Genomic DNA, 12280 nt, shown 5'->3' on the forward strand with positions numbered 1-12280 from the left:
GCGCGCCGGTCAGCCGACGGTGTAGGGGTTGGTGACGGTCTGCGTGATCGAGCCGCCGATCGCGTCGGCTGCGGTGACGCGCACGGTGACCGAGGATCCGGGTGCGGGGTTGCACCACTGCGCGACGTAGTGACCGATGGCGCCGAAGGTCGGCACGTCCTGCCAGCTGGTGCCACCGTCGAAGGACACTGAGACCTGCGCTGAGACCACCGGGGCGAGCGAGCCGTGCCCGCCGAAGGAGTGGTGGCCGACGTCCAGGACCAGCACCTGGTCCCGACCGGTCGAGACGTTGGTCTTCGACAGCCCGGCGTACTGGTAGCCGATGGTCAGGATCGGCATGATCTGGCACGGCGCCGACGGCTGGCCCGCGGCCCTGGCGGCCGGGCAGTAGTTCCCGGCCGGGAGCGTGGACCACGCGTCGGTCTTGCCGGTGTACTGGAACGTCACGTCGGTGTGCGTCTTCGTGGACTGCGTCGCCCCGGCCGGGCGGGTGGCGTCCAGGACCGCGCGGACGGTCGCCGGGCCGGTACCGACGTTCGGCAAGATGATCTGCGGGGGCTGGAACGGCCCGGACGGCTGGGACACCTGCTGGCCGTTCCAGTAGAAGGCAGCGGTGGTGGTGTCGCCGATGCCCGCGCCGATGGTGTCCGGGCTGCTGTCGCCGGTGTCGTCGAACGCCAGGTCCATGTTCCCGGCGCCGACGCACGCCTGGCAGTCCTCGCCGGCCGCGGCCTCGGGGAAGCGGCCGAAGACGGGGGCGGCCGGCGCCTTGGCCCAGGTGCGCTCCGAAACCTGGCCGGCGCGGTAAGTCTTTGCACCGGACTGGAGAACCAGTCCCCCCAGGCCGCCGGGCGCGGTGGCCCAGGGGCCGCTGACGCCGGTCACCCAGCGCCCCGGGGTGAAGTACGACGTCGACTTCAGCGGCATGGCGGTGCCGAACATGAAGGCGTCTCCCGCAGCGGGCACCACCGGTGCGGCGTCGACACCGCGTGTGGTGCTGGCGAGGGCCGGATCGGAGGCGATGTTCTCGGTCTCGGCGGCCAGGTCGCGGTCGGCGAGATGGTGCGACTGGTCGGCGTCGATGTGGTCCGAGGGGAAGTCCATGAAGTACTGGTATTGGCTCTGGTTCGAGGCGCCGCCGGCCGAGCCGATCGGACCGGACGCGGCCTCGAACGTGTCTATCAGGAACTTCCCGACCTTCGCCGTCGGCTGAGGCGACACCGTGATCGGCGTCGCGCCGGCGTAGATGAAAAACGCCCCGAGGACGACGGCAGGGCCCTGTGTCGGCGTCCGCGTGAGGCGCTGCATCGAGTCCTGCGGCGTCGAGGGCTGCTGTGTAGTGATGGAAACCGGCGCGGTGGCGGTCCTCGCGTCCAGAGTCAGCGCCGGCACGTCGCCCGCTGCGGGCACCGCGAAGTCGTTGACCGCGACCTGCGCGTCCGCGGTGATGTCGCCGATGGCATCGAAGGAGTAGTCGCTCATGTAGGCGGCGTAGTTCCCGGCGGGCAGCGCGATCCGGGCGACGCCGTTCTCGACCGGCTCGCTCAGCGCCATGATCCGCGAGTCGTCGGTGTTGATCACCGTGACGTAGCCGTTGAGCGGCGCCCCGTCAGTCCCGATGGCGTTGACCTGCAGGATCCGCATCGGGTAGGCCGGGGTGACCGGCGTTCCGACACCGGCCAGCCGCATCGAGGCCAGACCGAGGAGGTCGCCGCTGCCCACGGTCCGACTCGCAGCCTTGTCCGCAGCGATCTGCTGCCGCAACGCGGCGGCGAACGCCACCCCGGACGCCGGGGTCAGGTAGCCGGTGGCCGTCTGCCCGGCGACCGCCGTGAAGGTGACCCCGGCGGGCGCACTCGGCGTGACCCCGGCCCGGAACGCGAGCGACACCGGGACCTGCCCGCTCGGCGCGGCGGCAGCGAGCCGGGTGACGTCGAACAGCGACAGGTCGAGCAACCGGCCGACGAACGGCACGGCCTCGGCCGGGATCAGATAGTCGTCGCCGTGCGCGTCGGTGAAGGTGTTGAAGGCCTTGCTCGGCCCACCGGGCTGCACCCGCATGCCCGCCGGGGACACGGCGACGGTGTCGCCTGTGGGCAGCACGACCTGGCCGGTGAAGCCGGACGAGGCCGGGGTCGCCGAAGGCGCGGCCCCAGCCCCAGCCGCAGTCGCAGCCGCAGCCGCAGCCGCGTCAGCGGAGGCACCCTCAGGCATGACGGTGAGCGCCGCGAAAGCTGCCACGGCAACACCCAAGGCCGCCACACGGGCGGATCGAGTTCTATGGTTTCGCACCCTGATTCCCTCTGGTGAAGGTCGGTCGGACGCACCCAATCAACCAGACAGGCACAGCGTCTGTCAGGGACCTGATTTGGCGAGAACCCGACAGGGCGAGGAGCCAACCCGGAGGCCGTGCCAGCGCGTTCTCATGCCGAGCGGAGCTTTCCGCGCGCGGGCGAAGTGGGGCTGGACTCACGGCGGGGCGTCAGCCTGCGGACGCACCGCACACCTAGCGCCGATCGGGGCTAGGCCCTTGGCGGGTGGGCCGTTCAGCGACCTGAGTCGGGGATGTCGATGCTCGCGTCCCAGTGAGCCTAGGAATTGCTCTGCACGTCGTGTGCCAGGTGTTCCAGGTAGGACTCGTCAGCCAACGCGGAACGTGCCTGCTCCTCGGAGAGGGTCAGCCTTCGTTTTCGCGGAAGCCCATGTGCGCCGTCTCCTCGCGGATGCGGTTCAGGATCTCTTCGCGGCGGGCGCGGGCCCAGGGTGGCATCGAGCGCTTCCAGGCGGAGGGTGATGGGATGTCGATCCAGAAGGTGTCGGGGGTGCCGGCCCAGTCCCAGCCCAGGGTCAGTAGGTGGTCGTCGCCCTCGCTGTACTGGATGTAGCGGTAGCCGATGTGGACCTTGTACACGTCGCCGAGGCTACTGGACTCGGGGCTCGTGCCGGGGTGATCGCCGGGGTGATCGCCGGGGTGATCGCCGGGGTGATCGCCGGGGGCGGGATATAGTGATCAAAGGTGTCGGATAGCCTGTCCGATTCCTTCGATCGATAAACGGACAGCGTGTCCGTCGGGATGGCCATGACTGCGAAGCAAGTACCGCAACCGCCTGCGCGGCGGCCGGATGCCGCGCGCAATCGCGACAAGATCCTCGCTGCGGCGCGGGGGGCGTTCGGTGAGCCGCAGGCCGAGGTGTCGATGGCTGAGGTCGCGCGGCGGGCCGGTGTGGGTATGGCCACGCTCTATCGCAACTTTCCTGGGCGGCGCGAGCTCCTCGAAGCACTGTTCGCGGACGAGGTTGACGCGATCTGCGCCGCGGCCGAGACCATGGGTGGCGGTACGCCGGGGGCGGCGCTGACCGCGTGGTTGCACCGGTTCTTCGCGTTCGTGACGAGCAAGCGGCCGATCGCCGCGGAACTCCTGCAGCACACCGACAGGGACGACCCCGTCTTCGGCGCCAATCGCGACCGGGTCATCGCGGCGGGGGAACCGCTGTTCGCGGCCGCGACGGCGGCGCGCGAGATTCGCGATGACGTCACCTTCGAGCAGACGCTCGACCTGGTCATCGCCATCGCGTCGATCCACCGGGACGGCCGCTACGTCGAGCCGATCCTTCAGACCGCGCTCGACGGGCTGCGACCTCGGCGGGGGTGAGCTAGAAGGGGCGCGTCTACCGGCGGCGGTTCGCGGCGCTGAGTGCGGGCGTCCCCAGGCTCCACATGTTGTCGGCGACGTTGATCGTGGCGGCCGGCGGCACGATCGCGTCGATGCGGTCCAGGACCTCGGCCGGCAGGTCGACGCCGTCCGCCGCGAGGTAGCCCGCGAGGTGGTCCATGGTGCGCGGGCCGATGATCGCCGAGGTGACCGCCGGATGCCGGACGACGAAGGCCACCGCGAGTTGGACCAGCGTGAGCCCGGCCTCGTCGGCGAGCGCGCCGAGGGCGTCGGCGGCGTCGAGCTTCGCCGCGTTCGCCGGGAGCGCGGCATCGTAGAGCGCGGGGAAGCGCCGCTGCCGGGCAGGCGACCCCGGTCCGCTTATCTCGTGGCCCTTGCGGTACTTGCCGGTGAGCCAGCCCCCGGCGAGCGGACTGTAGGCCATGACGCCCATTCCGTACCGCCGGCACGTCGGCAGCAGGTCGTATTCGGCTGCACGGGTCAGCATGTTGTAGGGAGACTGCTCGCTACGGATCAGGCCGTGGCCGCGGCGTTCGGCAGTCCACCGCGCCTCGACGATCTCGGAGGCAGGGAGCTTCGACGTGCCGAACGACCGGATCTTGCCCGCGGTCACCAAATCGGAAAGCGCGGCCAAGGTCTCGTCGATGTCGGTGGCGGCATCGGGCACGCCGACCTGGTAGAGGTCGATCCAGTCGGTCTGCAACCGCCGCAGCGATCCCTCGACGGCCTCGGTGATCCACCGCCGCGACGCACCGCGGTGGTTGGGATCGTCGTCGCCGAAGGGCACTCCGAACTTGACGGCGAGCACCGTGTTCTCACGCCGCCCGCCGGCCAGCGCCTTGCCGAGGATCTCTTCCGACTCGCCGGCGGAATAGCCGTCGGCGGTGTCGATGAAGTTGATCCCGGCATCGAGCGCCTTGTGGATGATCTGCACCGATTCGTCGTGGTCCGAGTTGCCGAAGGCGCCGAACATCATGGCGCCCAAGCACAGCTGACTGACCGAGACACCGGTGCGTCCGAGAGGTCGGTATTCCATCGGGAGTCCTTCCTGGGGCGACTGCGGACTCGCCGCGATCGCCAGGAGAGAGGGCGGCACCGCGATATCGGATAGCCTGTCCACTTCACTCTAGTGAGAGGTGGACAGGCTGTCCATTTACTCGGACCCGCTCCCCCGAAGCCACGTACGCACCCGATGCGCAGGTTGGCCCACCGCGCGATCTCTCTACGGTTCGGCCGTCCCGGCAGCCGCCTCCTGAATCACGCGCGCGACGACATCAGGCTGCGAAAGCGGGACGGCGTGCGAGGAATCGACCTCGACGATCCTCGAACCGGCGCGCGCGGCCATGAAGCGCAGGATCTCCGGCGGGAGCGAGCGGTCTTCGGTGGAGACCACCGCCCAGGAGCGGATCGCGCGCCAGGCGGGCCGGCCGGTGAACGCCTCGCCGAGCGCCGCCGGCTCGATCGGGCGCTGGCTCGCGGCGAGTACCGCGGCGTCCTCCGGACTCAGGTCGGCGGCATAGGCCTCCGCGAACCGCTCCGGTTTGAGGGTCAGGTCGGCGCCACCAAGCGGGTTCGGAAACACATCAAGGTTCTCCGGGAGGAGCAGAGTGCCGGGGTACTTGGCGTTGAGCTCGCCGGCGCTCTCCCCCGAATCCGGCTGGAACGCCGCGACGTACACCAGCGCACTCACGCGGCCGGTCGCCGCGATGTCCGGATGCGAAATCACGGCGCCCGCCCACGAGTGGCCAGCCAGCACCACCGGCCCTTCGATGCGTTCCAGATAGCCCACGAGGTAAGCCACGTCCTGCTCAAGGCTGCGCATCGGCAGCGCCGGAGCGGCGATCGGATGGCCGGAGCTCTGCAGTCGCCGGGCGACCTGATGCCAGATCGAGGCGTCGGTCAGTGCGCCGTGGACCAGGACGACGGCGCGAGCAGAAGTAACGTTCGTTCTCTCCATGACACGGAGCCTAGAAGCCTGGCTCGGCAGGAGTCAACAGAACGTTCGTTCTTTAGTACCGCACATCGCTTTGCAGGAGCGGCGGGTAGACCGCCGATTCCTCGCCGTCGACGGTGGTGCCGGCGAACTGGAGCATCGCGCGTTGCGCGCCGTGCATCGGGGCCGGGTAGTTGAGGGTCGGGGCGGAGACCTCGCTCAGGGTGCGGAGGTGGTCGGCGCTCAGGGTGACGTCGAGAGCGGCGAGGTTGGCCTCCAGGTGCGCGATGCGGCGGGCGCCGATGATGGGGACGACGTTGCCCTGGGCGCGGAGCCAGGCCAGGGAGACGGCTGCGGGAGTCGTGTCGAGGGCTTCGGCGATCGCGGTGACGGTATCGATGACCTCGTATTCGGCGTCGGTCGGGCCGCCGACGAACGAGGTGCGCGCCGAGTCGGTCACCTGCGTGCCGCGCCGGTATTTGCCGGACAGGAAGCCGTTCTTCAGGGGGCTCCAGGGGACCAGCGTCATGCCCTGGTCGCGTGCCAGAGGGCTGAGTTCGCCTTCGACGGTGCGGGCCAGGAGTGAGTACTCGACCTGCAGGGCGATCAGCGGGGTCCAGCCGCGCAGGAGGGCGGTCGTCTGGGCTTGGGCGGTGAACCACGCGGGGGTATTGGAGAAGCCGATGTAGCGGATCCGGCCGGCGCGCACGAGGTCGTCCAGGGCCTGCATGGTCTCCTCGACGGGAGTGTTGCGGTCCCAGTTGTGCAGCCAATACAGGTCGAGGTAGTCAGTGCGCAGACGGCGAAGCGTCTGGTCGAGTTGCCGGCGGATCGCGCTACGTCCGGCGCCGCCGCCGTTGGGGTCACCGGGGTGCATGTTGAAGAAGAACTTCGACGCCAGGACCGTGCGCTCGCGGCGGCCGGGCCGGGCGGCGAAGTAGTCGCCGAGGATCGCCTCGGAGTGGCCGTTGGTGTAGAAGTTCGCGGTGTCGATGAAGTTGCCGCCCCGGTCGAGGTAAGCGTCCAGGATCCTCTCCGACTCCGCGACGCTGCATCCGGCGCCGCCGGGATCCTCGCCGAACGTCATGGCGCCGAGTGCGAACGGGCTCACGCGCAGCCCGGAACGGCCGAGGGTGACGTAGCTGTCGAGTGGCATGATCGTGCTCCTCAAGGCGACCGGTACATCGTGTCCCCTCGATCAAACCCTCGCTGAGCTGCGGCCGGTAGACCAGAACGCGCCAAGGCTTGCACGATCCTGCTCCATCTGCGCGGATCGAGTTGTCCGAGCCGCGTCGCGGATGGTTTCGTGAAGTCATGCTGGAGGAGCTCCGCCGCCTGATCGCCGCCCACGCGCGGCCGGACCTGCGCACACCGATCGACGGCCTGCTGCTCTCGCGCGTCAGCTCGACCGAGACCGACTATTCGATGACCTCGCCGCTGCTGGTCGTGATGGCGCGCGGCGGCAAGCGCCTGCTGCTCGGCGACCGGGTCTTCGAGTACCGGGCCGGCGACCTGCTCCTGGTCACCGCCGACCTGCCGGTCACCGGCCACTTCTTCGACCTCTCACCGCAGGCCCCGTCGCTGGCCGTGGGGCTCGAACTGCGTCCCGCGCTGATCGCGCCACTGCTCCTCAACGCGACCGGCACTGGTACCAGGACAGGCGTCAAGGCAGGCATCAGGGCAGGCGCGATCGCGACCGGCATCGCCGACGCCGAACTGCTCGACGCCCTCGTCCGCATGCTGCGGCTGCTCGATCGCCCGGCGGACGTACCGGTGCTCGCGCCGTTGTACGAGCGGGAGATCCTCTGGCGGCTGCTGACCGGCCCGCACGGCGGGGTGCTGCGCCAGATCGGCCTCGCCGACAGTGCCCTGACTCACGTACGCGGCACCATCCAGTGGATCCGCGAGCACTACGACGAGCCGCTGCGGATCCCCGAGCTCGCCCGACAGGCCGGCCTGAGCCCGTCCGCATTCCACCGCCGCTTCCGCGACGTCACCGCGCTGAGCCCCTTGCAGTTCCAGAAGCGCATCCGGCTCCAGCAAGCGCGGGAACTGCTGGTCACCGATGCCGGCGACATCGCCGCAGTCGGCCACCGCGTCGGATACGGCAGCCCGTCACAGTTCAACCGCGAGTACCGGCGGCTGTTCGGCGCACCGCCCGGGCAGGACGCGGCCAGACTGCGCGCCGACTCAGGCTCAGGCGCCGAACCGCAGCACCACGTCCTGCCGTAGTCGGCCGACGCCTCCGGTCACTCAACGCGCGCCACCGCCTTCAGCCGATCGCCGGAAGAAAGTACGAGATCCCCCAGTTCGGCGTTAACCGACGTCAGCCACGCGACCAAGGCAGCACCGTCCACGTCCAGCTCAGCCGCGAGTTCCGGCGCGTCGAAACAGGAACCGAGATACGCCGCGCGGGCCCACCGCACTGCCAGCCGGTCCGTGAGTTCGGCTTCGGTGTGCTCGATTCCGAGTCCTTCGCGATCCAACAGGGCGACGGCGTGGAGGAGCGTCAAATGGACGTACACGTGGAACGCCGCCAGAGTGCGGTCCGCAGTGAAGCTACGGCCGGGGCCGCCCCACGGCACCGGGGCACGGTGGCTAACAGCATCCTGATAACCGCTCCGGAGCATGCGGCGCGCCAAGCCGAAGTCGACGAGTTTCTGGTGAAGGGACTCGTGAAGTACCGAATCCGCGCCGGCCAGGGGGTCGGCGGCGACGCGTTCGTTCAGGTAGATCACGAGCGGTGTGGCGCTGATGTAGGCGCTGTGCGGCGGGCCGTGGAACAGCACGACGCCGTCGACGAGCGCCGCCGTCTCGGGAGCCACCGCCGGCAGGCACGCGTACAGCAGCCGGAACGCCCGATCGACAGAGTCCTGCGAAGGCGATGCCGGTTCCTGAAGCACGATTTCGACGGTGAACCCGTCGTGCGACATAGCCGCATGGAAACGCTCTGCCAGCTGCTGACCGAGCCTGTCGTCGACGTCCCCGATAGTCGGCGGCCGAAGCAGACCAGCGGCACCCGAGGCCGCGACCCGCACCGGTGAAACGGGCTCCAAGCTCCGCGCATGAGCAAGCAGCTCGACTAGCTGCCGCAGCCGCTCGTCGGAGCGCTCATCGCGGTCGCGCAGCCGGAGGAACGCCTCGTCGGCGAATCCTCGAAGCAACGACCGGCTTTGCGAGCTGTGTGCCTTCTCGGCGAGATCCGCGAACGGCGGGAAGACCTTGCCCAACAAGGCGTAGAGGCCGCCGTAGTAGACGTCGGCGTTGGCTCTCAGGGACCTGCTGTCGCCGAACATCTCGCGCGCCAGATGCTGATCCAGCTCACGAAGCCTGGCCAGCCCTACGTCCGTCACCGTGCGGCCTCCTGCTGTTCCACGAGCTCGATCAAGCCTGCTCCACTGAGTTCTCCCAGAACACGCTCGAAGCGGCGTTCGGCCTCGGCAGCCCCGAGGCGTACGCCGACCGTCACCACGAACCGCTCCGTAGCCGCTGGGCGCGGATGCCTCGTGACGAGTTCCAGGACGTACAGACTGACCTTGTCGAGGATCAGGACGTAGGGCTGCCGCGCCGTGAAGGCGAACGCGTTCGACAAGTCGTCGTACGGCCGAACGTCCCACTCCTGCGACCTGCGGTAACCGACTCCCAGGGCCATGATTCCCCCCACACTCATCCGGTCGGGGCGGCGGCCTCGGAGCGGGCCGCGCGCAGTGTCGGGGCCACCAGGGCGGCCACACCGACGATGCTTCCCAGAACCCCCGCCGCGCCGAGCACCACCGCGCTCGTCCGGACGGGGTCGGCGTGCGCCAGGTCGACCGCCGGTCCGGCGATCAGCAGCCCCAGCGGCGTCGCCGCCTGCACGAGCGAGCGCCGGATCCCGAAGACCTGGGCCTGCCGCTCCAACGGCACGGCTGTCTGCCACAGCGTCTGGTAGGCGCTGGTGACGCTGGGCAGGACGAACGCCGCGCAGAACGACGACACCAGCCACAACGGCGCCTGTCCGCTGACCGCCGTCAGCACCGGACCCGCCAGGCACGCGGCGGCGACTCCGGCCGGTACCAGAACACTGCTTCTCACCCGGCGCATGATGACGACGGCGCTCAGTCCCCCGAGCACCGCCCCCAACCCGGCGGCGGACGACACCGACCCCAGGAGCACCGCGTTCTGCCCGGACCGCAGCATCAACAGCGGCTTGCTGAGCACGGCTCCGACCGCCGAGACGAAGTTCAGCGTGAAGAAGACGAACACCAGCCCGCGCAACGCCGGTCGGCTGGCGATGAAGCTCAGTCCCGCTCTCATCGTCCGCAACGCACTGTCCCGTCCGGCCACGGTTTCAACGCTGTCCGCCGGCAGCTCCGCGCGATGGACAGGAACCCTGGTGAGAGCCAGCGTGACAAATCCGGCCAGGTAGCTGAGCAAGTCCACGAGAAGCACGGCAGGAAGCCCGGCCAGCTTCAGCAGAAGCCCGGCCGCCAACGGGGCGATGACAGACCCCGCCGATTCACCGAAGCCGATCTGCGCGTTGGCGCGGGCCAGACCGTCAGCACCGGCCAGAGTGGTGACGACCTTCGAGTAGGCGAGCCAGTGTGCTGCTTCCAGGACGCCCTCGGTCACCCCCACGAGATACAAGTGCCACGTGCGCAGGTCGTGGTTGTGCGCCAGGAGCAGCAGAACCACGGCCACCACAGCGAGAAGCGCGTCGCACGACAGCATCACGGACTTGGCGCTGAGCCGGTCGACCCACACGCCCAGAAAAGGCGAGAAAAGGATTCCCGGCAGCAGATTGGAAAGCAGCAGAAAGGAAAGAGTAGACGCGCGGCCATCGGTCTGCCAGGCCCACAACGTGATAGCGAACCAACAGATCTGCCCGCCGACCGCGGAGGCGAATTGCCCGAGCCACACCGTGGTGGAGGCGGATCTCCCAGACCGCGCGCGCAAAGTCGAGCTGATGACTGCACCTCCCCGTGAACAGCGCCACCAATGCCCTGAGAGTAGCAGCGCCGCTCGCGATGAACGCGGTGACGCCGTCACGTTCAACCGTGCAAACCAGGAAGTCCGCACGCCTGGACAGCGGATTCAAGCAGTTGACTGGCTCCGCAATCGCGTTCAACTGTCCAACCGGGCAATCGGCTTTGTATGGACAATGGACTCCGGCATTGGCTAGCTTCACGCCGGGCCGATCAAATTCGGCTTGTGAGTAAAGGCACCGGTGCACCGTGCCCTGAGAAAGGGGAAAGCCCATGCAGGAATCGAGCACGCTGCAGGATCTCGAGGCGACGCTGGCCGCCACGTTCGAGGCCGGCGACTGGGGTCTGGACGCCGCGATCGCGGAGCAGTCCGGGACCGAGCTGGTCGACACCTCGATCCGTCCGATCAACATGGACCTCAACGATCTGATGGGCAGCCGTCCGGTCGGTAACTGAGTCCAGAACGGGCCCGACCCTCCCACAGGTGACACACGGGGACGGGACTAACCCGGGGATGGCCGGCCGGCCGCGAAGCGACCACCCGGTCATCCCCGCACGCGACGGGGATCGACACATGAACCTTCCGGGCAGGCCGAGCCGTGCCGTGCTGCGTGCTGCCGCCCGGGTCCCCAGCCCGGCGGTCGTGTACGACCTGGACCTGGTCACCGAGGCCGAGGCCGCGCTGCGCGCGGACCTGAGCGGCCTCCCCGATGCCACGATCCTGTTCGCCGTGAAGGCGAACCGGTATCCGCCGGTGCTGCGCCACCTGGCGACGCTCGGGGTGGGCGCGGACGTGGCCGGGCTCCGGGAGTACGAAGCAGCCGTCGAGGCCGGGATGACACCGATCACCGCGACCTCGCCCGGCTTCGACGCGGCGGCGCTGCGCCGGCTGAGCGGCCTCGCGGTCCCCGTCGACATCAGCAGCCGATCACAGCTGGAGGGCTGGATCGCGGCCGGCGGACTGCCGACGGACGGGGAGATCGGCCTGAGGATCAGGGTTCCGGTGGCCCCGGTGGAGCGCGCGGGCACCGGAGTGGCCTGGAGCCGCTTCGGCGTCGATGCCGCGGATCCCGAGTTGCACGCGCTTCTGAAACGGCACCGGCTGAAGGTGACCCGGCTGCACGCACATGCCGGCGAGATGATGACAGCCCGGCGGGCCCACGCCCTGACGAAGGCCCTCCTTCAGTGCTGCACGGCCGCGTTCCCCGACGTCTCAGCCATCAACGTCGGCGGCGGCCTGGCCGGTTTGTACGCCGACCCGGCTGAGGCACGGCAGGCCTGGGCATCGATCGCGGCGGCGTTGAGCGAGTTCGCAGGGACGACCGGACGACGACTGAAGCTGATCGTCGAGCCCGGAATGCTGCTGACCGCCCTGGCCGGCTATCTCGTGGTGACCGCTCGGGGAGTCGACGCCCATCCCGGCGGGGTCTCCGCCGTCACCGCCGACGCCTCCGGATGGAACCTGCTGAGCTGGACCCGGCCCCGGCTCGTCGCCCAGGTCCCGGACCGGGACGAGCCGCCGCAGCACTACAGGCTCGTCGGCAACAGCTGTTACGAGGAAGACGTACTGGTCCCGGATCTGGCCGCGGGCGAGGTCCGAGTGGGAGACCGGCTGGTGCTGAACGCGGCCGGCGCCTACGTGACGAGCATGGCGCGGTCTCTGCACGGTATGGAGCCGCCTCACGAGGAGGTCGTGCGCGGAAGATGATG

The 12280-nt window shown here is 69.3% G+C and carries 12 protein-coding genes; 4 read left to right on the forward strand and 8 right to left on the reverse strand.

Annotation, left to right across the window (positions count from 1 at the left end):
- Positions 1–9: 9 nt before the first annotated feature.
- A complete protein-coding gene (locus tag GWK61_RS16480; protein WP_194909258.1) occupies positions 10–2241 on the reverse strand; it encodes a hypothetical protein in 2232 nt (743 codons plus the stop codon).
- A 436-nt stretch (positions 2242–2677) separates the two neighbouring features.
- Positions 2678–2911, reverse strand: a complete 234-nt coding sequence (locus GWK61_RS16485) for a hypothetical protein (RefSeq protein WP_194909259.1) — start codon at positions 2909–2911, stop codon at positions 2678–2680.
- A gap of 150 nt (positions 2912–3061) precedes the next feature.
- Here GWK61_RS16485 and GWK61_RS16490 point away from each other — a divergent pair, with 150 nt between their 5' ends.
- Positions 3062–3652, forward strand: coding sequence for a TetR/AcrR family transcriptional regulator (locus GWK61_RS16490; protein ID WP_323747595.1), 591 nt, complete (start codon positions 3062–3064; stop codon positions 3650–3652).
- A gap of 16 nt (positions 3653–3668) precedes the next feature.
- Here GWK61_RS16490 and GWK61_RS16495 read toward each other — a convergent pair whose 3' ends face one another.
- From GWK61_RS16495 to GWK61_RS16505, 3 genes are all read right to left on the reverse strand, one after another.
- Entirely contained in the window at positions 3669–4709 is a 1041-nt protein-coding gene (locus GWK61_RS16495) for an aldo/keto reductase (RefSeq protein WP_194909260.1), read from the reverse strand.
- Positions 4710–4895: 186 nt separating this feature from the next.
- Positions 4896–5630: an alpha/beta fold hydrolase gene (locus GWK61_RS16500; RefSeq protein ID WP_194909261.1), complete on the reverse strand. Its 735-nt coding sequence runs from the start codon at positions 5628–5630 to the stop codon at positions 4896–4898.
- 52 nt (positions 5631–5682) lie between these two features.
- Positions 5683–6762, reverse strand: coding sequence for an aldo/keto reductase (locus GWK61_RS16505; RefSeq protein ID WP_194909262.1), 1080 nt, complete (start codon positions 6760–6762; stop codon positions 5683–5685).
- Positions 6763–6920: 158 nt separating this feature from the next.
- Here GWK61_RS16505 and GWK61_RS16510 point away from each other — a divergent pair, with 158 nt between their 5' ends.
- The gene (locus GWK61_RS16510) at positions 6921–7838 is read left to right on the forward strand and encodes an AraC family transcriptional regulator (protein ID WP_194909263.1); all 918 of its coding nucleotides are present in this window, start codon (positions 6921–6923) and stop codon (positions 7836–7838) included.
- Between the two features lie 17 nt (positions 7839–7855).
- Here the strand turns inward: GWK61_RS16510 and GWK61_RS16515 are convergent, their stop codons facing one another.
- From GWK61_RS16515 to GWK61_RS16525, 3 genes are all read right to left on the reverse strand, one after another.
- Positions 7856–8836: a hypothetical protein gene (locus tag GWK61_RS16515; protein ID WP_194909264.1), complete on the reverse strand. Its 981-nt coding sequence runs from the start codon at positions 8834–8836 to the stop codon at positions 7856–7858.
- A gap of 119 nt (positions 8837–8955) precedes the next feature.
- Positions 8956–9258, reverse strand: coding sequence for a hypothetical protein (locus GWK61_RS16520; protein ID WP_194909265.1), 303 nt, complete (start codon positions 9256–9258; stop codon positions 8956–8958).
- A gap of 14 nt (positions 9259–9272) precedes the next feature.
- Positions 9273–10664, reverse strand: a complete 1392-nt coding sequence (locus tag GWK61_RS16525) for an MFS transporter (protein ID WP_323747596.1) — start codon at positions 10662–10664, stop codon at positions 9273–9275.
- A gap of 179 nt (positions 10665–10843) precedes the next feature.
- On the opposite strand from GWK61_RS16525, the gene GWK61_RS16530 reads away from it, so the two are divergent.
- Positions 10844–11026, forward strand: a complete 183-nt coding sequence (locus GWK61_RS16530; protein ID WP_194909267.1) for a hypothetical protein — start codon at positions 10844–10846, stop codon at positions 11024–11026.
- 118 nt (positions 11027–11144) lie between these two features.
- Positions 11145–12278: a type III PLP-dependent enzyme domain-containing protein gene (locus GWK61_RS16535; RefSeq protein ID WP_194909268.1), complete on the forward strand. Its 1134-nt coding sequence runs from the start codon at positions 11145–11147 to the stop codon at positions 12276–12278.
- Positions 12279–12280: the final 2 nt, after the last annotated feature.

The sequence above is a fragment of the Catenulispora rubra genome, from assembly GCF_015356825.1.
Taxonomy (GTDB): Bacteria; Actinomycetota; Actinomycetes; order Streptomycetales; family Catenulisporaceae; genus Catenulispora; species Catenulispora rubra.

Excerpts from the sequence above, each read along its gene's own strand:
- GWK61_RS16495 (WP_194909260.1), bottom strand. The coding sequence starts at position 4,709 with ATGGAATACCGACCTCTCGGACGCACCGGTGTCTCGGTCAGTCAGCTG.
- GWK61_RS16500 (WP_194909261.1), bottom strand. The coding sequence starts at position 5,630 with ATGGAGAGAACGAACGTTACTTCTGCTCGCGCCGTCGTCCTGGTCCAC.
- GWK61_RS16505 (WP_194909262.1), bottom strand. The coding sequence starts at position 6,762 with ATGCCACTCGACAGCTACGTCACCCTCGGCCGTTCCGGGCTGCGCGTG.
- GWK61_RS16510 (WP_194909263.1), top strand. The coding sequence starts at position 6,921 with ATGCTGGAGGAGCTCCGCCGCCTGATCGCCGCCCACGCGCGGCCGGAC.
- GWK61_RS16520 (WP_194909265.1), bottom strand. The coding sequence starts at position 9,258 with ATGGCCCTGGGAGTCGGTTACCGCAGGTCGCAGGAGTGGGACGTTCGG.
- GWK61_RS16530 (WP_194909267.1), top strand. The coding sequence starts at position 10,844 with ATGCAGGAATCGAGCACGCTGCAGGATCTCGAGGCGACGCTGGCCGCC.
- GWK61_RS16535 (WP_194909268.1), top strand. The coding sequence starts at position 11,145 with ATGAACCTTCCGGGCAGGCCGAGCCGTGCCGTGCTGCGTGCTGCCGCC.